Source organism: Actinoplanes awajinensis subsp. mycoplanecinus (assembly GCF_001509495.1).
Taxonomy (GTDB): Bacteria; Actinomycetota; Actinomycetes; order Mycobacteriales; family Micromonosporaceae; genus Actinoplanes; species Actinoplanes palleronii.
This window is the reverse complement of record NZ_LLZH01000306.1, coordinates 90073-114248: the sequence shown is the minus strand read 5'-3', so window position 1 is coordinate 114248 and position 24176 is coordinate 90073. Positions and strand designations below refer to the sequence as shown.

General features: G+C 71.3%; 20 protein-coding genes. 17 read left to right on the top strand and 3 right to left on the bottom strand.

Annotated features, from left to right (window positions below):
* Positions 1–23: 23 nt before the first annotated feature.
* Genes ADL15_RS38035 through ADL15_RS38025 form a run of 3 tightly spaced genes read right to left on the bottom strand, consistent with a single transcriptional unit; the run spans position 24 to position 2657 of the window.
* The gene (locus tag ADL15_RS38035; protein ID WP_067702178.1) at positions 24–452 is read right to left on the bottom strand and encodes a SufE family protein; all 429 of its coding nucleotides are present in this window, start codon (positions 450–452) and stop codon (positions 24–26) included.
* A 51-nt stretch (positions 453–503) separates the two neighbouring features.
* Positions 504–893, bottom strand: a complete 390-nt coding sequence (locus ADL15_RS38030) for a CBS domain-containing protein (RefSeq protein WP_067701964.1) — start codon at positions 891–893, stop codon at positions 504–506.
* 30 nt (positions 894–923) lie between these two features.
* On the bottom strand, positions 924–2657 hold the full coding sequence (locus ADL15_RS38025; protein WP_067701961.1) for a proline--tRNA ligase: 1734 nt from the start codon (positions 2655–2657) through the stop codon (positions 924–926).
* A 136-nt stretch (positions 2658–2793) separates the two neighbouring features.
* On the opposite strand from ADL15_RS38025, the gene ADL15_RS38020 reads away from it, so the two are divergent.
* The 17 genes from ADL15_RS38020 (at position 2794) to ADL15_RS37940 (ending at position 24140) form a co-directional block, all read left to right on the top strand.
* Complete coding sequence (locus ADL15_RS38020) at positions 2794–3564, top strand: SGNH/GDSL hydrolase family protein (protein ID WP_067701958.1); 771 nt, start codon at positions 2794–2796, stop codon at positions 3562–3564.
* A 20-nt stretch (positions 3565–3584) separates the two neighbouring features.
* Complete coding sequence (locus ADL15_RS38015; RefSeq protein WP_067701955.1) at positions 3585–4484, top strand: sulfurtransferase; 900 nt, start codon at positions 3585–3587, stop codon at positions 4482–4484.
* An 88-nt stretch (positions 4485–4572) separates the two neighbouring features.
* On the top strand, positions 4573–5151 hold the full coding sequence (locus ADL15_RS38010; RefSeq protein WP_067701952.1) for an RNA polymerase sigma factor: 579 nt from the start codon (positions 4573–4575) through the stop codon (positions 5149–5151).
* A complete protein-coding gene (locus ADL15_RS38005; RefSeq protein ID WP_067701949.1) occupies positions 5148–5978 on the top strand; it encodes a zf-HC2 domain-containing protein in 831 nt (276 codons plus the stop codon). Before ADL15_RS38010 ends, ADL15_RS38005 begins: the two co-directional genes overlap by 4 nt.
* Entirely contained in the window at positions 5975–6970 is a 996-nt protein-coding gene (locus ADL15_RS38000; RefSeq protein ID WP_083972269.1) for an ATP-binding cassette domain-containing protein, read from the top strand. The genes ADL15_RS38005 and ADL15_RS38000 overlap by 4 nt, the downstream gene beginning before the upstream one ends.
* A complete protein-coding gene (locus ADL15_RS53510) occupies positions 6967–8487 on the top strand; it encodes a hypothetical protein (RefSeq protein WP_067701946.1) in 1521 nt (506 codons plus the stop codon). Before ADL15_RS38000 ends, ADL15_RS53510 begins: the two co-directional genes overlap by 4 nt.
* On the top strand, positions 8484–9107 hold the full coding sequence (locus ADL15_RS37990; RefSeq protein WP_067701943.1) for a hypothetical protein: 624 nt from the start codon (positions 8484–8486) through the stop codon (positions 9105–9107). Before ADL15_RS53510 ends, ADL15_RS37990 begins: the two co-directional genes overlap by 4 nt.
* Before the next feature lie 311 nt (positions 9108–9418).
* Positions 9419–11158: an HSP90 family protein gene (locus ADL15_RS37985; protein ID WP_067701942.1), complete on the top strand. Its 1740-nt coding sequence runs from the start codon at positions 9419–9421 to the stop codon at positions 11156–11158.
* A complete protein-coding gene (locus tag ADL15_RS37980) occupies positions 11155–13935 on the top strand; it encodes a hypothetical protein (protein ID WP_067701939.1) in 2781 nt (926 codons plus the stop codon). Before ADL15_RS37985 ends, ADL15_RS37980 begins: the two co-directional genes overlap by 4 nt.
* Positions 13936–13967: 32 nt before the next feature.
* Positions 13968–14573 (top strand): TetR/AcrR family transcriptional regulator, encoded by a 606-nt coding sequence (locus tag ADL15_RS37975; RefSeq protein ID WP_067701936.1) that lies wholly within the window; start codon positions 13968–13970, stop codon positions 14571–14573.
* 148 nt (positions 14574–14721) lie between these two features.
* The gene (locus ADL15_RS37970) at positions 14722–16062 is read left to right on the top strand and encodes an acetyl-CoA carboxylase biotin carboxylase subunit (protein ID WP_067701933.1); all 1341 of its coding nucleotides are present in this window, start codon (positions 14722–14724) and stop codon (positions 16060–16062) included.
* A 3-nt stretch (positions 16063–16065) separates the two neighbouring features.
* Positions 16066–16944: a hydroxymethylglutaryl-CoA lyase gene (locus tag ADL15_RS37965; RefSeq protein ID WP_067701930.1), complete on the top strand. Its 879-nt coding sequence runs from the start codon at positions 16066–16068 to the stop codon at positions 16942–16944.
* Positions 16945–17117: 173 nt separating this feature from the next.
* On the top strand, positions 17118–18143 hold the full coding sequence (locus ADL15_RS37960; RefSeq protein ID WP_157441848.1) for a hypothetical protein: 1026 nt from the start codon (positions 17118–17120) through the stop codon (positions 18141–18143).
* Between the two features lie 266 nt (positions 18144–18409).
* A complete protein-coding gene (locus ADL15_RS37955; RefSeq protein WP_157441847.1) occupies positions 18410–19813 on the top strand; it encodes a chaplin family protein in 1404 nt (467 codons plus the stop codon).
* A 148-nt stretch (positions 19814–19961) separates the two neighbouring features.
* A complete protein-coding gene (locus tag ADL15_RS37950; protein WP_067701921.1) occupies positions 19962–21485 on the top strand; it encodes an acyl-CoA carboxylase subunit beta in 1524 nt (507 codons plus the stop codon).
* Between the two features lie 19 nt (positions 21486–21504).
* On the top strand, positions 21505–22659 hold the full coding sequence (locus tag ADL15_RS37945; protein WP_198171191.1) for an acyl-CoA dehydrogenase family protein: 1155 nt from the start codon (positions 21505–21507) through the stop codon (positions 22657–22659).
* A gap of 86 nt (positions 22660–22745) precedes the next feature.
* Entirely contained in the window at positions 22746–24140 is a 1395-nt protein-coding gene (locus tag ADL15_RS37940) for an ATP-binding protein (protein WP_067701915.1), read from the top strand.
* Positions 24141–24176 lie beyond the last annotated feature (36 nt).

The following is a 24176-nucleotide window of genomic DNA, read 5'->3' as shown; positions in this document are numbered from 1 at the left end:
TCGGGGGTCAGCCGAGTTCGGGGTCAGGCGATCTGCTCGGCGATCTGGCGCTTGAGCCGGCCCAGGATCGCCGTCCCGCCCCGGATGCGCAGCGGGCTGATCGCCTGCGCCAGCCCCATCCGGGCGTAGAGGTCGTCCGGCACGGCCAGGATCTCGGTGGCCGACGACCCGGCCAGGCCCTCGGCCAGGATGCCGGCGAAGGCACGGGTGGTCGGCGCCTCCGGCGGGCAGTCGAACCACGTCTGCACGGTGGCGTCCGGCTGCACCTCGGCTTTGAGGAAGAACTGGGTCTGGCACTCCGGGACCTGCTCCATGCCGTCGTGCCCGGCCAGTGCGGCGGGCAGCGGCGGCACCGCGTCGGAGAATTCCAGCAGCATCTCCAGGACCACCTCACGGGGCGCGGAGGCGAAGTCCTCGACGATCTCGGCGAGCTTCGGCGGCATCTCAGTCACGAAGACCAACTTAGCCCGCCGCCCGGTCGGCCGGCCGCAGCCGGCCCACGGTCAGGCGGAGGTCGAGGCCGGCAGGAGGGCCACGTCACTCAGGCTGATCAGGCCGACCACCTTGCGGTCGGCGTCGCACACCAGGAGGCGGCGGACCGACCGGCTGCGCATGGCCTGGACCGCCTCCTCCACCCGGGCGCTCTGCTCGATCATGATGAGTTCGCGGGAGGCGATCGCGCCGAGTGTCGTGGTCGCCGGGGGCAGGCCCTCGGCGATCGCCCGGACCACGATGTCCCGGTCGGTGACGATGCCGGCCATGGTCGGGCCGTGCGTCACCACCACGTCGCCGATGCCCTGATCCCGCATGGCCTGCGCGGCCTCGTCGAGACAGGTGTCCTCCGGCAGGTAGACCACCCGCCGGGTCATCGCGTCAGCCACCAGTCTGGCCATGTTCGTGCCTCCACCCCGTTGAACGTCCGCTTACCCCAGTGTTCCCATGATTACCCCGGGTATGTCCACAAGGGGCAGCTCCTGCCGGTCGCCGGTGCGCCGGTCGCGCAGTTCGGCGTACCCCTCCATCAAGCGGCGGCCGACCACGACGGACCGCGGGATGCCGATCAACTCGGAGTCGGTGAATTTGACCCCGGCCGAGACGTTCGGCCGGTCGTCGACCAGGACCCGGACCCCGGCCCGGACCAGTGTCGCGCCCAGCGACAGCGCGGCCTCGATCTGACCGTCCCGGCCGGCCGCCACGATGTGCACGTCGGCCGGCGCGACCGCGTCCGGCCAGACCAGCCCGCGCTCGTCGTGGTGCTGCTCGGCGATCACCGCGACGGCCCGGGTCAGGCCGATGCCATAGCTGCCCATCGTCGGACGGACCGGTTTGCCGTCGGCGCCGAGCACGTCCACCCGGAACGCGTCCGTGTAGCGGCGGCCCAGCTGGAAGATGTGTCCGATTTCGATGCCCCGTCGAATGGTCAGCGTGCCACCGCCACAGGCCGGGCAGGTGTCGCCGGCCCGGACCTCGGCCGCCTCGATGGCGCCGTCCGGCACGAAGTCGCGCCCGGCCACCACGTCGGTCGCGTGCCGACCGGCCTGGTTGGCCCCGGTCAGCCAGGCGGTGCCGGGCGCCACCCGGGGATCGGCCAGGTAGCGGATCGGCAGGCCCTGCGGGCCGAGGTAGCCCTTGACCAGGTCGGGGCGGGCCGCGAAGTCGTCGAACAGGGTGGCCGTGGCCGGGGCGAGCGCGGCGTCCAGCCGCTTGAGGTCGACCTCGCGGTCGCCGGGCACGCCGATCGCGACGATCTCATCGGTACGACCGGGGTGGTGCACGACCACCACGACGTTCTTCAGCGTGTCCGATGCGGCCCAGTCGTCGCGGCCGCCGAGCCGGCGCTCGTTGGCCAGCTCGACAAGCGTGGTGATGGTCGGGGTGCCCGGGGTGTCGTGCACGGCCGCCGCGGGCGCGGTGACCGGCCGGGCGGGCGGCGCGGGGGTCACCACGGCCTCGGTGTTCGCGGCGTAGTCGCAGGCGGTGCAGCCGACGAAGGTGTCCTCGCCGACCTCGGCGGGCGCCAGGAACTCCTCGGAGGCCGACCCGCCCATCGCGCCGGAGACCGCCGCGACGATGGTGTGCTCCACCCCGAGGCGCCGGAAGATCTGCTGGTAGGCGGTGCGCATCCGGTCGTACGAAGAAGTCAGTCCCTCGTCGTCCAGGTCGAAGGAGTAGGCGTCCTTCATCAGGAACTCGCGGCCGCGGAGCAGGCCGCCCCGCGGCCGTGCCTCGTCGCGAAACTTGGTCTGCACCTGGAAGAGCAAGAGCGGCAGATCCCGGTACGAACTGGTCATGTCCTGAACGAGGAGGGTGAACATCTCCTCGTGGGTGGGCGCCAGCAGATAATCCGCACCACGCCGGTCCTGCAGGGTGAGGAGCAGATCGCCGTATTCGGTCCAGCGGCCACTCGTGTCATACGGCTCGCGCGGCAGCAGGGCGGGGAACGAGACCTCCTGGCCACCGGCGGCGGCCATCTCGTCCCGGACCACCTCGGTGACCCGGTCGAGCACGAGCTTGCCGAGCGGCAGCCAGGTGTAGCCGCCCGGGGCAGCGCGGCGGACGAAGCCGGCGCGCACCAGGAGCCGATGACTCGGCACCTCCGCGTCCGCCGGCTCCTCACGCAGGGTCTTGAGGAGCAGGGTGGACATCCGAAGCAACATGGACATCGAGCTTAGGTACGGTGTAGGAATAAATCACCTGCTTATCTAAGTGTCGCCAGCGTCACGTCCCGCTTTTAGCTGTCCGGTGGAAAACTGATCCGGCAACCAAAGCTGAACAGACGTTAGGGGGCTATCGATGGCCTGGCGCAGCTTCGTGGCAATGGGTGACAGTTTCACCGAGGGCATGTGCGACGAATATCCGGATGGTTCGTATCGAGGCTGGGCCGACCTGGTGGCCACCCGCCTCGCGATCGATTCCGGTCCCGACTTCGGGTATGCCAACCTGGCGATCCGCGGCCGGCTGCTGGACCAAGTGCTCGCCGAGCAACTCGAGCCGACCCTCGCGATGCGGCCTGATCTGGTCAGTTTCGCGGCCGGCGGCAACGACATCCTGCGGCCACGGGTGGATCCGCAGAGCCTGCTCGACAAGATCGACGTGGCGATCGGCCGGATCCGGGCGACCGGCGCCGACGTGATCATGTTCCGGTTCGCGGACATCGCGGTGCACGTCCCGGGCGGGCAACGGATGATCGGCGGACGGGCGGCGGCACTCAACGACGGGACGCGGGAGATCGCCGAACGGCACGGTGCGCACCTGATCGACCTCTTCGCCGACCACGCGTACCTGCACCGCAGCCTGTGGAGTGACGACCGGCTGCACCTCTCCGAGTCCGGGCACCGACGGGTCGCCGGGCACGTGCTGAACGCGCTCGGGGTCGGTGTCGAGGAGGAGTGGATGCTCGTACCGCCGACGCCGCAGCCGACACCGTGGCGGCTGGCCCTCAGCGCGGACCTGCGCTGGGCCCGCGAGCACCTCGCCCCGTGGGTGGGGCGGCACCTGCGCGGACGCTCGGCCGGTGACCTGGTCACGGCGAAGCGACCGGCACTGGCACCGATCAAGGACTAGAAACGGCTAGCGTGACAACCATGTCCGTTCCGAACGATCCGGCGCAGGCGCTTCAGGCGTATGCGCACCCCGACAAACTGGTCACCACCGAGTGGCTCGCCGCGAATCTGGACACCCCCGGCCTGGTGGTCGTCGAGTCGGACGAGGACGTGCTGCTCTACGACACCGGCCACATTCCCGGCGCGGTCAAGGTCGACTGGCATCTCGAGCTGAACGACCAGGTCACCCGGGACTATCTGGATCCGGCCGCGTTCGCCGCGCTGTGCGAGGCGAAGGGCATCGGCCGCGACGACACGATCGTGTTCTACGGCGACAACTTCAACTGGTGGGCGGCGTACGCACTCTGGGTCTTCAGTCTCTTCGGGCACCGCGACGTGCGGTTGCTCGACGGCGGCCGGCAGAAGTGGGTGGCCGAGGGACGCGCGGTGACCCGGGACAAGACCAGCCGCGCCCCGGTGGAATACCAGGTGCCGGTCCGCAACGACGCGGAGATCCGGGCGTTCCGCGACCAGGTGATGGGTCACATCGCCAGCGGGCGTCCGCTCGTCGACGTGCGCTCGCCGCAGGAGTACTCCGGCGAGCTGACGCACATGGCGGCGTACCCGCAGGAGGGCGCGCTGCGCGGCGGGCACATCCCGGGCGCGGTCAGCAAGCCGTGGAAGTCCGCGGCGAACGACGACGGCACCTTCAAGGCGCACGACGACCTGATCAAGATCTATCGGGACGAGCTGGGCCTCGAGACGGCCGACGACATCGTCGCGTACTGCCGGATCGGTGAGCGGTCCAGTCACACCTGGTTCGTGCTGCACCACCTGCTGGGCTACCCGCAGGTCCGCAACTACGACGGCTCCTGGACCGAGTGGGGCAACCTGGTCCGGGCACCGATCGCCACCGGAACGGAGCCCGGCGGGCTGCACTGACCGGCGGTTGTGGAAGAACGGCGCGGCCCATCGGGTCGCGCCGTTTTTTCGATGAACCGAATCCGGCACCGTCGGCGATAGTCCAGAAGTGCGAAGGAAACCACAGCCGCCGGTGGACCCGGTCGGTGAGCAGAGCAGCGACGCCGAGCTGCTGCGCGCCGTCGCGGCCGGGCAGACCGCCGCGCTGCGGCTGCTGCATCACCGGCACGCGCCGTGGCTCCGGGCCCGCCTGCGCCGGCGCTGCGCCGACCCCGACGTGGTCGACGCCGCGATCCAGGACACCTTCGTCGCGGTCTGGCGCGACGCCCGGCGATACACCGCGACCGGCTCGGACGCCGCGGCCTGGATCTGGACCATCGCGATCCGCCGCCTGGTCTCCACCCTGCGCGGCCCGGCCCACCGCTGGCTGAGCGGCCCCGCCGAGGAGCCACCGGCCGACGTCCTGGTCACCCCGTCCGCCGAGGAGCTGGTGCTGCTCGGCGTCGAGCACGGCGCCCTGGGCCCGGCGCTCAACCGCCTCTCCCCCGAGCTGCGCAGCCTGATCGAGGCGACCGCGCTCGACGGGCTGACCGTCCGCGAGGCGGCCGCGCTCCTCGGCATTCCGGAGGGCACCGCGAAGACCCGGCTGATGCGCGCCCGTGCGCGGTTGAGGGAGCTGCTGACATGACCGACTGGCATCTCGACCAGGACCTGCTCGATCGATACGACCGCGGTGACCTCGACACCGGCCGGGTGATGGCGGTGGAGGCGCACATGCTGGCCTGTCCGCACTGCCGCTCCCGGGTGCACGTCGACGTGGCCTGGACGACCGGCAACTGGGCGATCATCTACGACGCCGTCCACGCACCCCGGGTCGGCCCGGCGCAGCGGCTGCTGACCCGGCTCGGCCTGCCCGAGCACCGGGTCCGGCTGCTCACCGCCACCCCGGCGCTGCGCTGGTCATGGCTGCTCGCGACCGCGGCGGTCCTCGGCCTCGCCGTGCTCGCCGCCGTGTTCAGCCGGGACGGCACCGATCGGGCCGGTCTGCTCTTCCTGGTCGTCGCGCCGATCCTGCCGGTCGTCGCGGTCTCCGGGGCCTACGGTCCGCCCGCCGACCCGATGTACGAGATTACCGGGACCGCGCCGGCGGCCGGACCGGCCCTGGTGCTCTGGCGGGCCACCGCGGTCATCGGCGCCGCCGTGGCGACGGCCGGGTTCGCGGCGCTGCTGTTGCCCGCCGCCGGGTGGTATGCGGCGGCCTGGCTGCTGCCCGCCCTGCTGCTCTGCACCGGGACGCTGGCACTGGCCACCTCCGTCCCGCTGCCGCTCGCCGCCGGCACGCTCGGCGGGCTCTGGCTCGCCGGGGTGCTCGGCGTGACCGGGTTCCGGCACGAGCCCGCCGTGCCACTCGTCTTCGGCCCCGCCGCCCAGCTCAGCTATTCGCTGGCCGCGGCGCTGGCCGCCATCGTCCTGATCCGGCGTCGCCGCCGGTTCGACCCGGGAGAGAGCCGATGACCACCGTCAGCATCCGCGGACTTGGCAAGCGCTACGGAGCCACGACCGCCCTCGACGCCGTCGACCTGGAGATCGGCACCGGGGTGACCGGACTGCTGGGGCCGAACGGGGCCGGCAAGAGCACGCTGCTGCGCTGCCTGGCCACCGCGCTCGCGCCGGACACCGGCTCGCTGCGGGTGCACGGGTTCGACCCGGCGGTGCAGCACGAGCGGGTCGAGGTGCGCCGCCGGATCGGCTACCTCCCGCAGAACCCGGGGCTGTATCCGAACTTCACGGCGTATGACCTGCTGGACTACGTCGCGGTGCTGAAGGAGATCACCGACACCGGTGCGCGCCGGGCCGAGGTGCGGCGGGTGCTCGAGGAGGTCGAGCTGACCGACCGGGCGAAGACCAAGGTGCGCAAGCTCTCCGGCGGCATGCGGCAGCGGCTCGGCCTGGCACAGGCGCTGCTCGGCGAGCCCGAGCTGGTGATCCTGGACGAGCCGACGGTGGGGCTCGACCCCGAGCAGCGGATGCTGTTCCGGGCACTGGTTTCCCGGATCGGTGAGCACCGGACGGTGCTGCTCTCCACCCACCAGACCGAGGATGTCGGCGCGCTGTGCGAGCGGGTGGTGGTGATGCGGCGCGGCCGGGTGATCTTCGACGGCAGCCCGCGGGACCTGGCCGGAGTGGCCGAGGGACAGGTGTGGCTCTCTGCGGAGCCGCCGCGGGGAAATGCGGCGTATTGGCGAAATGCCGACGGCCTGTACCGGATTTTCGGCCGGCAGCCGGAGGGCGGCGAGGCAGTCCGGCCGTCCATCGAGGACGGATACCTGCTGCTCCTGGGCTCCGAGGCGACGACAGCCGGAGCGGCGACAGGCGCGGTGACGACGGCCGGCACGGCGACAGGCGCGGTGACGACGGCCGGCACGGCGACAAGCGCGGTGACGACGGCCGGCACGGCCGCACCCGATGCGGCCGGAGCGACGACGGCTCCCGGGGTGATCCGATGACCGTGACGATCGATGAGCCGCTTCTCCGGGCCGTGCCGTCCGGCCGGGTGTCGGTGGCCGCCCTGGCCCGGGTGGAGGCGCGGCACTTCCTGCGCAGCCCGTTCCTCTGGGGCGGTGTGGTGCTCGCCGTCGGCCTGGGTGTCGCCTGGTCCTGGACCAGCATGCCGCAGTGGGACGGCTTCATCGAGAACTCCGGGATGAGCGCCCTCGTCCTGGGCGCCGCGTTGCTGATCGCCGCGCACCTGGCGGCCGGCCGGGACCACCGGGCCGGCGCTGGCGAGAGCTTCCGGAGCCTGCCGGTCACCGCCGCGCGCCGCGGGCTGGGTCTGCTCGTCACGGTGCCGATCGCGGCCCTGACCGGCGCGATCGTCTACGCCCTGCAGCTGCTGATCCTGCTGCCGTCCTGGCCGGTGGGCCGCTTCGACCCGTGGGCCGTCCTGGTCGTGGTGATTCTGCCGCCGATCGGCGCCGCCGTGGGCGCCGTGGTGGGGCGGTCGTTTCCGGCCGTCGCGGCCGGGCCACTGGCGGTGGCCGGGATCGTGGTGGCCCTCTTCCTGTCGCTCGCCATCTCGACAAGTTCGGGGGGTTATCTCGGTCAGAGCTGGCCGGTGCCGGGGCGCCCGTGGTCGCTCGGCGGGGATCGCCCCACCGAGTGGCACCTGGTCTACCTGTGCGGGATCCTCGCCGCCGTCGTCGCGCTGATCTCCTGGCGGGCCCGGACGAAGTCGTCGGCGGTGCTCCTGACCGTCGCGCTGCTGATCACCGGTGTCGCGTTGCAGCGGAAGGTCGCCGAGGACGACGCCATCTACGCGGAGCGGGAGAGGAACATCTACGCGGCGGAGGAGCCGCAGTCGGCCGTGATCGCGGCGCTGGACTGCCGGACCTATGCGGATGTCCGATACTGCGCACTGCCCGGCTTCGGCCGTTGGACAGGTCTGTGGCGTGCGGCGGTCGAGCCCGTCGCGGCGCTGCTCCCGGCGGCCGCGGCGAGACCGGCGGTCCGCCAGCTCGACAATTCGGACAGCGGGGAGCCGATGGTGCCCGGCCGGCCGGAGATCGTCACCTCGACGTCCTGGGGCCGGATCGGACCTTGGGCCGCGAACTCGCGGACCGGGATGGCGCGGTCGTGGGCCTCCGCCGCGGTCGGGCTGGCCAAGCGCGAGGATGCCTTCATGTGGGGCAGCTGTGACGCCGCCGGCCAGCACCGCACCGTCGTCGGGCTCTGGCTGCTCGCGCTGACCCAGCCGGACGGGGCCGCACGCGTCGCCCGTGGTGAGCTGGGGCTCCCCCGGGTGCGACAGGGGCCCGCCGACCTGCAGGCCGTGGCGACCCTGCTGGCCAGGCCGTCCAGCGAGGTCACCGCATATCTGCAGGCGCACTGGGCGGCGGTGCTCGACCCGGCCGGGACCGCGCTGGCCGGTCTCGGTGTGACGACCACTCCGCCGCCGATCCCGGCCGCGCCGGTCACCGAGCCCGAGTCCGGCCCGCCCAGCGAGGACGCCGGAGTCTGCCGGTGACCCGGCTGCTGCTCCCCCACCTGGCCCGGGCCGTGCCATGGCCACCGTTCGTGGCGGCCGCTGTGCTCGCCGTCGTGGTGCAGTTCCCCGTGCTGCGGGAGGACCCGTCGCCGGCCGTGGTGCTGTTCGGGCTGCGGTTCGCGGCCGCGGTGCTGGGCGCGGCCGCCGGATTCGCCCTGCCGGACCTGATGGCCTCCACAGTGGTCACGCCGGTCCCGCGGTGGCGCCGGCAGTGGCTGCGGCTCGGGTTGTTGCTGTTTCCGGCGGTGCTGCTGTGGGCCGGTCTCCACGGTGCGGTCGGCCGGCTTGCCGGCCCCGAGGTGACCTGGTCACACGGGCTCGTGATCCTCCAAGCGGCGGTCTGCGGGCTGGTCTCGGTGACGTTCGCGGCCGTAGGGGCGCGCTACCGGAACACGTCGGGCTCCGCGCTGCTCGGCCCGGCGGCGCAGGGGATCGCGCTCGTGGTGTCGCTGTTCTTCACCGGGGACCACTCGCCGTGGCGGGTGCCGGCGCCCGGCGGCTGGACCGCGCCGCAGCAGGTCTGGCCGGTGGCGTTCGTGCTGCTGCTGGCCGTGCTCCTGACGGCCAACCGGGAGGTGGTGCGAACCGGACCACGGTGACCGCGGCGGCCGATCCAGCCGGATCAAACGGGGGTCGCCGCGGTCCCCCACCGAAGCACCGACCGGCCGCCGGCCGACCGACCTGCCGGCGGCGGCGGGCTGCCGGGCGAGCGATCTGCCGACGGCGGCGAGCTGCTGGGCGAGCGATCTGCCAGTGGCGGCGGGCTGCTGGGCGAGCGGTCTGCCGGCGGCGGCAGACCGCCGGGTGAAAGGCCTGCCGGGCCGGGATCGGCCGGCGGCGCGGGGCGCAACGTTGCGGAACCTCGATAAAGACCCGTTTTTGTCGGACGGACCCGGTACCGTGCGACGCCGTGAGCAACACCTTCCAGGTCGATCTACGGGGCATCGTCGACCTGCTCAGCCACCACCTCTACGCGAGCCCCCGCGTCTACGTCCGCGAGCTGCTGCAGAACGCCGTCGATGCGATCACCGCGGTCGGGGCCGGGCACGCCGGCCGGGTCGAGATCGTCACCGGTGCGACGCTGCGGATCACCGATAACGGCATCGGGCTGACCGAGGCGCAGGTGCACGAGTTGCTCGCCACCATCGGCCGCAGCTCGAAACGCGACGAGCTGGGGTTCGCCCGCCACGAGTTCCTCGGCCAGTTCGGTATCGGGCTGCTCTCCTGCTTCCTGGTCGCCGACGAGATCGTGGTGCACACCCGGCGCGAGGGGTCCGCCCCGGTGCTCTGGACCGGGTATTCCGACGGGCGTTACGACGTGCGACCCGGTGCCGAGCGGGAGCCGGGCACCACGGTCACCCTGACCCCGCGCCGCGGCGCCGAGCACTACCTGACCGGCGCGACAGTGACCGAGCTCGCCGAGCTCTACGGCTCGCTGCTGCCGGTCGAGGTGACCGTCGACGGCCGCCGGGTCACCACCGGCGCACTCCCCTGGGCCCTCGCACCCCAGGAGCGGAGTGAGTATTCGCAGGCCACACTCGGCTTCCGCCCGTTCGACGTGATCGAGCTGAACGTGCCCGGCTCCGGCCTGACCGGCGCCGCGTTCGTGCTGCCCACCCCGGTCAACCCGGCCAGCCGGGGCGGCCACCGGGTCTACCTCAAGCGCATGCTGCTCTCCGAGAACGTGGAGGGTCTGCTCCCGGACTGGGCGTTCTTCGCCCGCTGTGTCGTGGACAGCACCGAGCTGCGCCCGACCGCGAGCCGCGAGGCGCTCTACGACGACGGCATGCTGGCCGAGACCCGCGACGCGATCGCCGACCAGCTGCGCGGCTGGCTGGTCCGGCTCGCCACGACCGACCCGCACCGGCTCGCCCAGTTCCTGCAGATCCATCACCTGGGTGTGAAGGCGCTGGCCCTGCACGACGACGAGATGCTGCGCCTGGTCGAGCAGTGGTACCCGATGCAGACCAACATGGGCGAGCTGACCCTCGCCGACTTCCGGGCCCGGTTCGGCGTGCTCCGGTACGCCGCCACCGCCGACGAGTTCCGCCAGCTCGCCGCGGTCGCCGCCGCCCAGGACATCGGCCTGATCAACGGCGGGTACGTCTACGACGCCGACCTGATCGAGCGCCTGGCCGCCAGCGACCCGGAGATCCGCGTCGAGCGCCTCGACCCGACCGATCTGACCACCCGGTTCACCGCCGTCGACGCGGCGACCGAGCTGCGCCTGCGCCCGTTCCTGTCGACCGCCCAGCGCCGCCTGGACCGGCTCGGCTGCGAGGTGGTGGTCCGCGTCTTCGACCCGGTCACCCTCCCCGCGCTCTATCTGGTGAGCCGCGCCGCGGCGTTCCACGACGAGTTCACCACCAGCCGTGACCAGGCCGACGATCTGTGGGGCGGGGTGCTCGACGCGCTCGCGCAGACCGTGCCGAACGACCGGCCGCAGCTGGTCCTGAACCACCGCAACCCGTTGATCCGCCGGGTGGCCGCGATCGGCGACCCCGAGCTCGCCGCCCTCGCCGTCGAGTCGCTCTACGGCCAGGCCCTGCTGCTCGGCCACCATCCGATCCGGCCGGCCGACGCGGCCCTGCTGACCACATCGTTCCTGGGCCTGCTGGACCGGGCCGTTCCCGAGGAGGAGACCCGGTGAAGACGTCCGACGAGCTGTGGGCGGTGCTGAGCGAGGCCGAGGACCTTCCGTACGGCGCGGCGCAGATCGCGCTGGCCGAGCAGGTGCTGCGGCAGGTCGACGGTGCCGGTGACCCGGCACTGGCGTTCTACACCCGGTTGTTCGCGACGAACGCGTACATCTACGGCGGCGAGTCGGTGAAGGCGTTCGCCACCTTCTCCTGGTGTGTCAGCGACTTCGACCGGAACCCGCAGGACTACCACCGGAACTGGTCACACAACCTGTTGTGGCTGTTCAAGACGATGGTCAACGCGCTCACCGAGTTTCCCGAGGTGCCGCTGGCCCGGACGTATTCGGTGCTCGAGGACATGGAGCGGCGGTACCGCGAGAGCGGCCATGGCCTGCAGCCCGTCTACAAGCACCGCTACATCGTCGCCAACCACATCGGCGACACGGCCGCCGCTGACGAGTGGTACGAGAAGTGGAAGGCCGCGCCCCGCAACTCGCTCTCCGACTGCGCCGGCTGTGACCCGAACACCCAGGTGGAGTACCTGAACCAGCGCGGCCGGCACGCCGACGCGGTGGAGCTGGCCGCCCCGGTGCTGACCGGGCATCTGTCCTGTGTCGAGCAACCGCACGGCATCCTCGGCGAGCTGATGGTGTCGTACCTGAAAGCCGGCCGCCTGGACGACGCGGCGGACGCGCACCGCCGCTCCTACCTGGGCCAGCGCGGAAACCTGGCCGACCTGTGGGCGATCGGCGAGCACATCCGGTTCTGCGCCCGCACCGGCAACGAGGCCCGTGGCCTGGAGATCCTGCAGCGGCACATCGACTGGCTGGACCGAGCGCCGTCGCCGGCCGCCGGGATGAACTTCGCGGCGGCCGCCGTCACGCTGCTGCGCCGGGTGACCGTTATCGGTCACGGGGACACCCTGATCCGCCGCAGCGGGCGACCCGACGTCACCGCGGAGGCGCTGGCCGGCGAGCTGACCACGTTCGCGACCGAGCTGGCCGCCCGGTTCGACACCCGCAACGGCACCACCCACCAGAGCGAGATGATCACCGCGGCGATGGCCGAGCAGCCGTACGGCGTCGACGTGCCGCTGTCCCCCTCGGCCCGCCGCTCCCCCGCCGTCGTGGCGAAGCAGCCGCAGCCCGCCGAGCCGCCGGTGGAGATCCCCGCCGAGGGCACCGAGCCGGAGCTGCTCGACCTGGCCGAGAAGCACCTGGAGCAGGACGACCAGGTCGCGTTCGGGCTGGTGCTCGACGCGTACCGGGCCCGTTTCCCGGAGCCCGCCGACCCGCGGCTGGCCGGCCGGTTCTGGACGTTCCGCGGCATCCAGCTTCCCGGCGACGAGCACGCGGACACCATCGCGGCCTGGGAGAAGGCGGCCGCGGCGTTCGAGCAGACCGGCGAGCCCGGCAAGGTCAGCGGCCTGCGGGCCCGGATCGCGATGGAGCGCAGCCGGGCCGGGCTCGGTGACCCCGACGAGGTGCTGGCCGTGATCCGCGCCGACGTCGCGCACCAGGACGCGCACGGCACGGACCGGGACCGGGCGACCGCCTGGCTGCGGATGTCCACGATGTACTTCGCGCTGGATCTGCTTACCGAGGCGAACGACGCCGGCGACCGGGCCGACCAGCACGCCGTCGCGCACGGTGAGCCCCGCCGGCTGGCACACCACGCCCTGCTCCGGGCGCGTAACCGGGGCGCGGCGCAGCGCACCGACGAGGCCCGCGCGGCAGCCCGGGAGGCCTGGGACTTCTACCGGGAGCACGGCCCGGCCCGGTCCAGCGCCGAGGCGGCGACGTTCTACGGCCAGCTCGCCGAGGACCCGGCCGAGGTGGTGACCGCGATGACCGAGTCGCTGACGACCGGGGTGCCCGGCGCCGAGCTGGTCGGTCACATGCTGCGCGGGCGGGCGCTGATGGCCCTCGCCCGGCCCGGTGACGCGATCGACGACCTGGTCGAGGCGGTCGCGGTCTGCGCCGAGCAGGAGCTGGACCAGCCCGGCACGTTCGCCCGGCAGGATCTGGCGCAGGCGTACCGGCTGGCCGAGCGGCTGCCGGAGGCGGCCGAGGTGGCCGAGGAGGCGCTGCTCGGGTTCGAGCGGCTGGGCCTCGTCGAGCCGGCCAACGACACCCGGTTCCTGCTGGCCGGGATCTACCGTGATCTTGACGACACCGGCCGTGCCCTGGAGCTGTACCGGGAGTTGATCGAGCTGCTGGCCGACAATCCGGCCGGGCGGGGCCAGATCGCTGAGGAGGCCGGTGACCTGCTCTACAAACTGGACCGGGACGCCGAGGCGGCGGGAACCTTCCGGGCCGCGGCCGCGTCGCTGCGCGAGGCCGGCGATCCGGCCGGCGAGCTGCGGGTGCTGCGCCGCCGGCTGATGGCGCTGAACTACGCCGACCAGGTCGCCGAGGCGGAGGAACTGATCGACCTGGTAGCCCGCCGGTACGCGGAACTCCCGGTGGAGCTCGCGGACGAGCCCGCCGTGCAGTGGGGTCGGTCGATCTTCGCGTTCGAGGTGGGCAGCATGTTCCTGCGGCGCGGCCGGCACGCCGACGCCACCACGCATCTGGCCGGCGCCCCCGAGCGGCTGCGCCTGATCGGTGCGGACGACGACGCCGATCGGGTGACCACCCTGCAGGCGCGGGCCCTGCTCGCCGGCGGGGACGCGGCCGGCGCGGTGGCCCTGTTGTCGCCGGTCCGGGCCCGGAATCCGGAGGATGCGGACGCCGGGGAGTTGTACGACGAGGCCCGGGCAGAAGTCGATCGGCTGAACGACCGTTAAGCGAACCCTTGACAGCGGGTTAGAGTTGCGTCGTGACGACGGTAGATCAGCGGAACCGGACGACCCCGCCGGCGCCTCGGCGGCGGTCGCGCCGCGATGAAATCCTCGAGATCGCGGTCGGACTCTTCGCGTCCCGCGGCTATCACGGGGTCTCCATGGACGACATCGGCTCGGCGGCCGGCGTCACCGGCCCGGCGTTGTATCACCACTTCGCCGGCAAGGAGGCGATGCTGGTCGCCGCGCTGATCCCGGTCAGCGACAGCCTGCTGGAGGGCGGCCGGGAACGCGTCGCCCGCCACCCGGCCGAGGCCGAGGCGGCGCTCACCGACCTCATCGACTTCCACGTCGAGTTCGCGCTGGCCAACCCGGCCGTGATCGCCCTGCACCTGCACGAGCTGGACCGGTTGCCGGAGGAGCCACGCCGGCAGATCCGCCGGTTGCAGCGGCTCTATGTGGAGGAGTGGGTGGGTGTGCTCACCCTGCTGCGCCCGGAGCTGGAGGCGGCCGAGGCGCGGGTGCTGGCGCACGCCGCGTTCGGCCTGATGAACTCGACGCCGTTCCTGGGCGGCGAGGTGGAGCGCCGACGGCGGGCCGACCTGCTGCGCGACGCCACCCTGCACGCCCTGACCGGCCGCTGAAAGCCCGCCGAAACGCAGCAAGAACTGCAGGTAGAACAGAGGATAGGAACGACACCGGCCTGCGGGAGGCCCACCGGTCACCCTGCCGGCCACGGAACACCGACCAGCCCCACAGGGCCGGTCGGCAAACCGCCATCCAGGGAGCCTCATGATCGAGTCGCTGCTCGTTGCCAACCGGGGCGAGATCGCCCGCCGGATCATCCGCACGGCAAAACGCCTGAACATCCGCACCATCGCGGTGCACTCCGACGTCGACGCCGACCTGCCGTTCGTCACCGAGGCCGACGAAGCCGTCTGCATCGGCCCGGCCAACCCGGCGCAGAGCTATCGCAACGTGGAGGCCGTGCTGGCTGCCGCCAAGGCGACCGGTGCGCAGGCGATCCATCCCGGCTACGGCTTCCTGAGTGAGAACGCGGCTTTCGCCCGTACCGTCGCATCAAGCGGCCTGGTGTGGGTCGGACCCGGCGCTGACGCGATCACCGCGATGGGCGACAAGATCAATGCTCGCAATCTGATGGCGGCGGCCGGCGTGCCGGTCGCGCCCGGCACGGCCGAGCCGGTGGCCGACGTCGACGCCGCGGTCGCGGCGGTCGGGGAGATCGGTTACCCGGTGATGGTGAAGGCGGCGGCCGGCGGTGGCGGGATGGGCATGGGCGTCGCCGCCGACGAGGCCGCCCTGCGTACCGAGTTCGGCAAGGTGCAGGCGTTCGCCGAGCGGATGTTCGGCGACGGATCGGTGCTGCTGGAGCGGTATTTCCCCCGGGTGCGGCACGTCGAGGTGCAGATCCTCGGCCTGGCCGACGGCCGGGTGATCGCACTGTCCGAACGGGAGTGCTCGGTGCAGCGCCGCAACCAGAAGCTGGTCGAGGAGGCACCGTCCCCGGCGGTCGGCCCGGAGTTGCGCGAGCGGATCCTGAGCGCCGCGGTCAAGGCGGGCGAGGCGGTCGGCTACCGCAACGCGGGCACCGTCGAGTGCCTGCTCGACCCGGCCACCGGCGAGTTCTTCTTCCTGGAGATGAACACCCGGCTGCAGGTCGAGCACCCGATCACCGAGCTGATCCACGGCATCGACCTGGTCGAGCTGCAGCTGCGGATCGCCAGCGGCGAGGACGTCGTCGTCAGTAACGACAAATCGGGCCACGCGATCGAGCTGCGGATCAACGCCGAGGACCCGAAGCGATTCCTTCCCGGCCCCGGCAAGGTCGCGACGTGGGTGGAGCCGACCGGCGAGGGCGTCCGGGTGGACTCCGGCTACGCCGAGGGCACCACTGTCACCCCGCACTACGACTCGCTGATGGCCAAGCTGATCATTTTCGGTACGGACCGCGAGGATGCGCTGGCCAAGGCCCGTGCCGCGGTGGCCGGTTTCGAGATCGTCGGACCGAAGAACAACCTGCCGTTCTTCGCCGAGCTGCTGGAGAACGACGAGTTCCTCTCCGGCGACTACGACACCGCGATCGTCTCCCGGATGCGTAAGGGTGTGAGGTGAGCCGTGACGTTCATCAGCATTCGTGAGGTCGCGCCGCGCGACGGCCTGCAGAACGAGGACCCGATCCCGGCCGACGGCAAGGTCGAGCTGATCGACGCGCTGAGCGGCACCGGTGTGCGGCGGATCGAGGCGGTCTCGTTCGTACACCCCAAGGCGATCCCGCAGATGGCCGACGCGGACGAGGTCTGGTCGCGGATCACCCGGAACCCGGACGTGCGGTACTCCGCGCTGATCCCGAACACCCGGGGCGCGCAGCGGGCCCTGGCCGCCGGACTGCGCGAGATCGAGGTGGTGGTCTCGGCCAGCGACACCCACAACCGGCGCAACCTCAACCGGACCACCGACGAGTCGCTCGACGACATCGCCGGGCTGATCCCGCTGGTGCACGCGGCCGGCGCGACGCTCGAGGTGATCGTCGCGACGAGCTTCGGCTGTCCGTTCGAGGGGGACATCTCACCGACGCGGGTGGCGGAGATCGTGGCCCGGGTCCGCGCCGACGGCGCGGACCGCATCGCGTTCGGCGACACCACCGGGATGGCGACACCGCGCCGGGTCCGCGACCTGCTCTCCGAGGTACGACCGGACCTGCTGCACTTCCACGACACCCGGGGTACCGGACTGGCCAACATCGTGACCGCGCTGGAGCTCGGGATCGTCGAGTTCGACGCCAGTGCCGGCGGGCTGGGCGGGTGTCCGTACGCGCCCGGAGCGTCCGGCAACGTGGCCACCGAAGAGGTGGTGCACATGCTGCACGACATGGGCTACGACACCGGAATAGATCTGGATCGGTTGATAGCGACCGCCGAACTGGCCGAACGTCTGGTCGGCCGTCGCCTTACGTCCGGGGTTCTCCGGGCCGGACCGCGTACCCGTCTCGTGTGATTCTCCGGCCCGTTTCCCGCGATCATATTTCTGATTTGGTCGCGTGACTTTCCGCGAGCTCACGTCGTTACCAATACCGAGTGGCCGATATCGCCTGTTCCTCACTAAGAGGAACTGATCCGTACTAAATGGATCTGATAGCGCCACAAGGCCGACGACGAGGGGTGGATCCGATGCCGGGCTGGAGGGTCGAGCGCAAGCCGCGCACGGCGTCCCGCTTCGTGCCGGACGCCCCCGCCAGCTCCCCGCTCATGCCGCCCCACAGCCAGGGGGCGGAGCGGCGGACGGAGCGCCGCGCCGGACGCACCGGATCCCGGTGGGCCCTGCGTGCACTCGTCATCAGTGGCCTGGCCGGGGCGGCCTGGCTGCTCACCGGCGCCGCCGCATACGCCGCGGGACCCGACAGTGAGCCGGACTCCGGCTTCCAGTTCGGGACCATGTCGGACGATGCGGAGCCGGCGACCGGAAACGAATACGTGGTGAGCGAACTCCTGAAGGCGGCCGTCCAGCCGCTGGAGTCCGTACCTGAGACCCAACGCGTTCTCACCTTCCCGACCGGCTCGGACGGAGTGCCGCCCGAGACGGTGGACGAGGACGAGCCTGCGATCGACGTGGAGCTCTTCGACGAGGTCCGGCGACCGGCGACCGCGCCGCTGCGTACCAGTGGCGGAGATGCGGACGACCAGGAACGGGCCGAGCCGGAGAGCGACACGCCTGATGCCGTGCCGGTGACGGTTGTGCCGGCCGGCGTACCGAAGGCCCTCGTGGCCGACGCCGTGACCGAACGGATCGCTGCTGAGCTGCCGGAACACCCGGCTGCGAGCGGTACCGGCGGTGCGGCTGCACGCAGCAGCATCCGGGTCTCGCGTGCCCCGGCCGGTCATTCACCGGTCCGGCGCGCCAAGGCCCACTCCCGGTCACACGCCCATCGGCATGCCCCGGCCGCCCGGCCGGTTGCGTCGGTGGCGATCCGGGAGACCGTGCCCGACGGCGACGGACCCGCGCCTGCGCGGATGAACCTCGGGGCAGTCAGCGGTGTCCCGGCCGGTGGGCCGGGAGCATCCACGGAGAGCGGCTCGTCAGCCGTTCTTCCGGGCGGGATCGTGAACGGCCCGGTGGCCTGCCACCGCTGTCCGGTCGCACCCGATGTTGACGCCCGGCGGCATGACGCCGAGGCGCCGACCGTCTCACCTGACTAGCGCCACCTGACCGGTGATGGCCTCGGCGGTGCGTCTCACGCAGCCGTCTCGACCGGGCCCGACGATTCCCGAACCGTTTGCGTACAAGCGGCGAATCGTGTGGGGCCTGAGGAGCGACCATCACGGCACCGCGCCGTCACGCCTCCAGAAGAGGCCGGAGAAATCGAGCCAGGGCACCGCTGCGCCCAAAATCGATGTTCTGGAACCAGCTAATTGAATACGCGGAAAACCCTTGCTGACCATTTTTGAAAGGCATCACTTTTCTCATGAAGAAGACGTGGGTTCGTAAGACGTTGAGCGTCGGGATCATGGCTGCCGGTGCCCTGCTGCTCGCCCCGGCCGCCGCACAGGCCGGTCTCGGCTCGTCCGGCGCCGGCCAGGACGGGATCACCCAGATCACGTCCACCAACCTCGGCGCGCTGAACGGCACGCAGTTCGCGATGCCGGTCAACGCCCCGATGAACATGAACGGCAACGCCCTCGCGCTGGGCGGCATCTCGAAGGCCTCCGGCACCGGCGTCAACCGGGTCGCCGAGGGCTCGTACCGCAAGGGCGGCAGCGGGATCAACCAGGCTTCCGGCGGCAACGTCGGCTTCCTGAACGGCACCCAGATCGCCGTGCCGGTCACCGTGCCGGTGAACATGAACGGCAACGCGGACAGCCTGTTCGGGATCAGCTCGGCCCAGGGTGGCGGGGTCAACCGGATCGAGGGTGGCCAGGTCGCCCAGGGTGGCCACGGCGGCGGGATCAGCCAGTCGTCCGGCGGCAACGTCGGCTTCCTGAACGGCACCCAGATCGCCGTGCCGATCACCATCCCGATCAACCAGTGCGGCAACTCGACCTCGATCTTCGGGATCTCCTCGGCGCAGGCCACCTGTGGCAACTTCATCGGTGCCACCGGCCGGATGGCGCAGGTCAGCGGCGGCCAGAGCGGCCACAGTGGCCAGGCCGGCCAGTGCGGCCAGTGCAACGGCGGCAGCCAGGGCGGCTGGGGTCACGGCAACAACGGCGGCAACCACTGGGGCCACGGCAACGACCGCGGTTCGTGGGGCCACGGCGCCGGCCGGGACCCGTGGGGCCACGGCTGGGACAGCGGCATCAACCAGAGCAGCTTCGGCAGCATCGGCTTCCTGAACGGCACGCAGTTCGCGGCGCCGATCATCGCCCCGATCAACGTCTGCGGCAACTCGTTCGGTGGTCTGTTCGGCGCGTCCAGCGCGTCGGCGGTCTGCGTGAACCGCATCGGTGACGACGGTGGCCACTGGGTCAAGCCGGCCAAGGGTCACGGCCACGGCCACGTCAAGGGCGACAAGAACTGCACCTGCAAGGACAAGGGCGACAAGGGCGGCGTCCGCGGCGACAACGGCTACAAGGGTGAGAAGCCGGCCGCAGTCAACGACGACAAGGGCTACAGCAACAAGACCCCGGTCGACGTGAACGACGACGACAACGGCTACGGCGACGACGTTGACGACACCGACACCGGCGACGTCAAGGGCGACAAGGGCTACGGCGACGTCAAGGGCGACAAGGGTGACAAGGGCTACGGCGACGTCAAGGACGACAAGTACGGCGACAAGACCGGTGGCCGCAAGACCGTCGAGTCGGCGTCGGTCAGCAACCTGACCGGCAGCCTGGGCGGGCTCGACCTGCTCGACAGCCTGCGCTGACACTGATCCTTCGGCGCGGTGACGCGTGAACGGGAGCCCCAGCATCGGCGGGGCTCCCGTTCATCGTTGCCGCCGGTCCACGTTCTGGGATAGCCTAACGATCGTTAACCCTGACGGTCGTCAAGGGTCTCGAGCGGGGAGTGCATCCATGGACAGTGACGCGCTGGCGCAGGTCCGCAAGCGTGTGCTGGCCGGTGGCGCGGAGCGGTACCACGCCGCTAACGCGGCGAAAGGCAAGCTCTTCGCCCGTGAACGGATCGCGCTCCTGGCCGACGAGGGTTCGTTCGTCGAGGACGGGATCTACGCCAACAGTCTGGCCGACGGACTGCCCGCCGATGGTGTGATCACCGGAGTCGCCCGGATCGACGGCCGCGACGTGTGCGTGATGGCGAACGACTCCACGGTCAAGGCCGGCTCCTGGGGTGCCCGCACGGTGGAGAAGATCGTCCGGATCATCGAGCGGGCGTACCAGCTCAGCATCCCGATGGTCTACCTGGTCGACTCGGCCGGCGCGCGGATCACCGACCAGGTCGACCTCTTCCCCGGCCGTCGCGGCGCCGGCAAGATCTTCCACACCCAGGTCCGTGCCTCCGGCGCCATTCCGCAGATCTGTGCGCTGTTCGGGCCGTCCGCCGCGGGTGGCGCCTACATCCCGGCCTTCTGCGACGTGGTCGCCATGGTCGAGGGCAACGCCAGCATGTACCTGGGATCCGACCGCATGGTCGAGATGGTCACCGGGGAGAAGACCACGCTCGAGGCGATGGGCGGTGCCCGGGTGCACTGCGCCGAGTCGGGCGTCGGGCACTTCCTGTGCAAGACCGAGCGCGAGGCGCTCGACGTGGTGCGCACCTACCTGTCGTACGTTCCGTCCAACTGGACGCAGCAGCCGCCCGCGGCGGCGGTCGCCGGTCCGTTCGGTGCCGATCTCGCGGCACTGGTCCCGGCCAGCGAGCGCCAGGCGTTCGACATGCGGAAGTACGTCAAGGGCCTGGTCGACGAGAACTCGTTCTTCGAGATCCAGGCGCTCTGGGCGCGCGAGCTGACCGTCGGCTTCGCCCGGCTGGACGGCCAGGTGATCGGCGTCCTCGGCAACAACTCGATGTTCAAGGGCGGCGTGCTCTTCGTCGACTCGGCCGACAAGGCGAGCCGGTTCGTGCAGCTCTGCGACGCCTTCAACATCCCGCTGCTGTTCCTCACCGACGTGCCCGGTTTCATGGTCGGTTCCGCGGTGGAGAAGCAGGGCATCATCCGGCACGGCGCCAAAATGATCACCGCGATCTCCGAGGCCACGGTGCCGAAGATCTGCGTGGTGGTGCGTAAGGCGTACGGCGCCGGGCTCTACGCGATGGCCGGTCCGGGATTCGAGCCGGACGCCACCATCGCCCTGCCCACCGCGAAGATCGCGGTAATGGGCGCCGAGGCCGCGGTCAACGCGGTGTACGCCAACAAGATCGCGGCGATCGAGGACCCGGACGCCCGGGCCGCCTTCGTCGCCGAGCGCCGCGCCGAGTATGAGCGCGACATCGACATCATGCGCCTGGCCAGCGAACTCGTCGTGGACGCCGTGGTGGAACCGGGCGATCTGCGGGCCGAGCTGATCCGGCGCTTCTCCGCCGCGCGTGGCAAGGACCGCTCGTTCTCCCGTCGCCGCCACGGCGTCACTCCGGTCTAGGGACAGGTGTCCGGTAATGGTGGATTTCCGGCTCGGCGACGAGCTGACAGACCTTCGGGACAGCGTTCGGCAGTTCGCTCGCGAGCAGGTGGCGCCGGTGATCGCCGAACATTATGAAAACAAGACTTTTCCGTACGATGTGATCCGTCAGATGGGCGCCATGGGCCTGTTCGGCCTGCCCTTCCCGGAGGAGTACGGCGGCATGGGCGGCGACTACTTCGCGCTCTGTCTCGTCCTGGAAGAGCTGGCCAGAGTGGACAGTTCGGTCGCCATCACACTGGAGGCGGCGGTCTCCCTCGGCGCCATGCCGATCTTCCGGTACGGCACCGAGGCCCAGCGCAAGCAGTGGCTCCCGCAGCTGCTCAGCGGTGAGGCGCTTGCCGCTTTCGGTCTCACCGAGCCCGGCTGTGGCTCGGACGCGGCCGGCACCACCACCCGCGCGGTGCTCGACGAGTCGACCGGCGAGTGGGTGATCAACGGGACCAAGGCGTTCATCACCAACTCCGGCACCGACATCACGGTGCTGGTCACGGTCACCGCGGTCACCGGGATCAAGCCGGACGGCAGCAAGGAGCTCTCCACGATCATCGTGCCGTCCGGTACTCCCGGCTTCACGGTGGCGCCGGGCTACTCCAAGGTCGGCTGGTGCGCGTCGGACACCCACGAGCTCTCGTTCGACGACGTCCGGGTCCCGGCCGAGAACCTGCTCGGTGAGCGGGGCCGTGGGTTCGCCCAGTTCCTGCGGATCCTCGACGAGGGCCGGATCGCGATCGCCGCGCTCTCCGTCGGCCTGGCGCAGGGCTGTGTCGACGAGTCGGTGTCGTACGCGAAGCAGCGCACCGCGTTCGGCCACCCGATCGGCGACAACCAGGCCGTCCAGTTCCTGATCGCGGACATGGACCTGCGCGCGCACGTGGCCCGCCTCGGCTACTACGACGCGGCCGCCCGGATGCTGGCCGGCGACGACTTCAAGCGGTACGCCGCGATCGCCAAGCTGAACGCCAGCAACGCCGCCATGGAGAACAGCCGGTACGCCACCCAGGTGCACGGCGGGTACGGCTTCATGAACGAGTCGGCAGTCGGCCGCTTCTACCGCGACGCCAAGATCCTCGAGGTCGGCGAGGGTACGTCCGAGGTGCAGCGGATGCTGATCGCTCGCGGTCTCGGGCTGTAGATCGACGGTTGATACTCGGAGTCCACTTGTCGACAAAACGGGCTTCCGGGTTCACTCGGATCGATCAGTGTGCCTAGTTTCGCAGCATGGCGTCCGATCAGCGTCCCCGGCACGGGTTCGGCGCCGTGCTGCGCGATCACCGGCGACGGGCCGGCCTGACCCAGGAGGAGTTGGCCGCGCGCGCCGCGATCGGCGTCCGCACGGTCCGTGACCTGGAGCACGGCCGTGCCTCCCGGCCGCAGCGGACGACCGCCGAGCTGCTGGCTCAGGCGTTGGGTCTGTCCGGTTCTGAACAGGCCGCTTTCCTGGCCGCCGCCCGGGGCCGCCCGGCCGACGAGGTGCCGGTGGACTCCGCGCTGACCGGCGTGTCCGTGCATTCCGCGCCGACCCCGTTCCTGCGGACACCGCCCACCGACGAGCTGATCGGCCGGGACGCTGATCTTGCCGGGATCCTCGCCCGGCTTTCTGCCGACGGTGGGTCGAGCACCACCACCGCCGGCGGGTCGCGCGGGGTGACCCTGGTCGGTGTTGCCGGGGTGGGCAAGAGCAGTCTCGCGATGGCCGCCGCGCACCGGCTGGCCGGCGGGTATCCGGGCGGGGTGGCCGCGGTTGTGGTGCCCGACGACGCCACGGCCGGCGAGCTGCTGGACGGAGTGGCGATCGGCTTCGGCGCGACCGCTCCCGAGCTGCTGGCCGGTCATCTCGGCGATCGGCCCGCGCTGCTGCTCGTGGACGGGGTGGACCGGGCGCCGGAGGTCGTCGCCGAGGTGCTCGCGACGTTGCTGGAGCAGATACCCCGGCTGCGCTTCCTGGCCACCGCCCGCCGAGCAGGTGAGCACGGCGAACTGATTCAGCTGGTCGCTCCGCTGGCCGCCCCGCCGCCGATGCCGCAGGCGGAAACGGTCGACGAGCTGATCCCGTACCCCGCAGTGGGTCTCTTCCTGGAGCGGCTGGGCCGGGTGCGCCGCACCCGCCTGGCACCGCATGAGATCGCGCCGCTCGCGGCGCTGGTCCGTCGGCTCGGCGGCCTTCCGCTGGCGATCGAGCTGGCCGCGGCCCGCGGCCGGGTGCTGTCCGTGTCGGAGATCCTTACCTACTACGCCGAGCCGGTGACGCCGCTGCGTGCCGTGGTGGCCGAGAGCTACCGGCTGCTGTCGCCCGTCGAGCAGCGGGCGCTGCGCGTGTGGTCGGTGTTCCGGCACCGCTGGTCGCGAGGGCTGGGCGAGGCACTGCTGGACACATCGGACGACGATCGCGTCGACGTGGTGCACATGCTGGACCGGCTGATCGCGTTGGGCCTGCTCACCGTGAGTGGCGACGACGTGGTCCGGTTCCGGCTGCCCGCCGCAGTCCGCGATTTTGCCACCGGAGAGGCCGCCGCTGCGGGAGAGTTGGAGGATGCCCGGAAGCGGTATGACCGCCTGCTCCTCGACATCGCCGATCACCTGGCCGACCACGTCGTCCCGGACCTGGCGCCGTAGCCGGGAGGTCGGGCGCGGCGTGCGCAACCGGCGTCT

What these genes read in the sequence shown, in the direction of transcription:
- ADL15_RS38005 (WP_067701949.1), top strand. Translation starts at nt 5,148, where the DNA reads ATGACCGACTGGCATCTCGACCAGGACCTGCTCGATCGATACGACCGC.
- ADL15_RS38000 (WP_083972269.1), top strand. Translation starts at nt 5,975, where the DNA reads ATGACCACCGTCAGCATCCGCGGACTTGGCAAGCGCTACGGAGCCACG.
- ADL15_RS37940 (WP_067701915.1), top strand. Translation starts at nt 22,746, where the DNA reads ATGGCGTCCGATCAGCGTCCCCGGCACGGGTTCGGCGCCGTGCTGCGC.
- ADL15_RS53510 (WP_067701946.1), top strand. Translation starts at nt 6,967, where the DNA reads ATGACCGTGACGATCGATGAGCCGCTTCTCCGGGCCGTGCCGTCCGGC.
- ADL15_RS37960 (WP_157441848.1), top strand. Translation starts at nt 17,118, where the DNA reads ATGCCGGGCTGGAGGGTCGAGCGCAAGCCGCGCACGGCGTCCCGCTTC.
- ADL15_RS38025 (WP_067701961.1), bottom strand. Translation starts at nt 2,657, where the DNA reads ATGTTGCTTCGGATGTCCACCCTGCTCCTCAAGACCCTGCGTGAGGAG.
- ADL15_RS38015 (WP_067701955.1), top strand. Translation starts at nt 3,585, where the DNA reads ATGTCCGTTCCGAACGATCCGGCGCAGGCGCTTCAGGCGTATGCGCAC.
- ADL15_RS37970 (WP_067701933.1), top strand. Translation starts at nt 14,722, where the DNA reads ATGATCGAGTCGCTGCTCGTTGCCAACCGGGGCGAGATCGCCCGCCGG.
- ADL15_RS37955 (WP_157441847.1), top strand. Translation starts at nt 18,410, where the DNA reads ATGAAGAAGACGTGGGTTCGTAAGACGTTGAGCGTCGGGATCATGGCT.
- ADL15_RS38020 (WP_067701958.1), top strand. Translation starts at nt 2,794, where the DNA reads ATGGCCTGGCGCAGCTTCGTGGCAATGGGTGACAGTTTCACCGAGGGC.
- ADL15_RS37950 (WP_067701921.1), top strand. Translation starts at nt 19,962, where the DNA reads ATGGACAGTGACGCGCTGGCGCAGGTCCGCAAGCGTGTGCTGGCCGGT.
- ADL15_RS38030 (WP_067701964.1), bottom strand. Translation starts at nt 893, where the DNA reads ATGGCCAGACTGGTGGCTGACGCGATGACCCGGCGGGTGGTCTACCTG.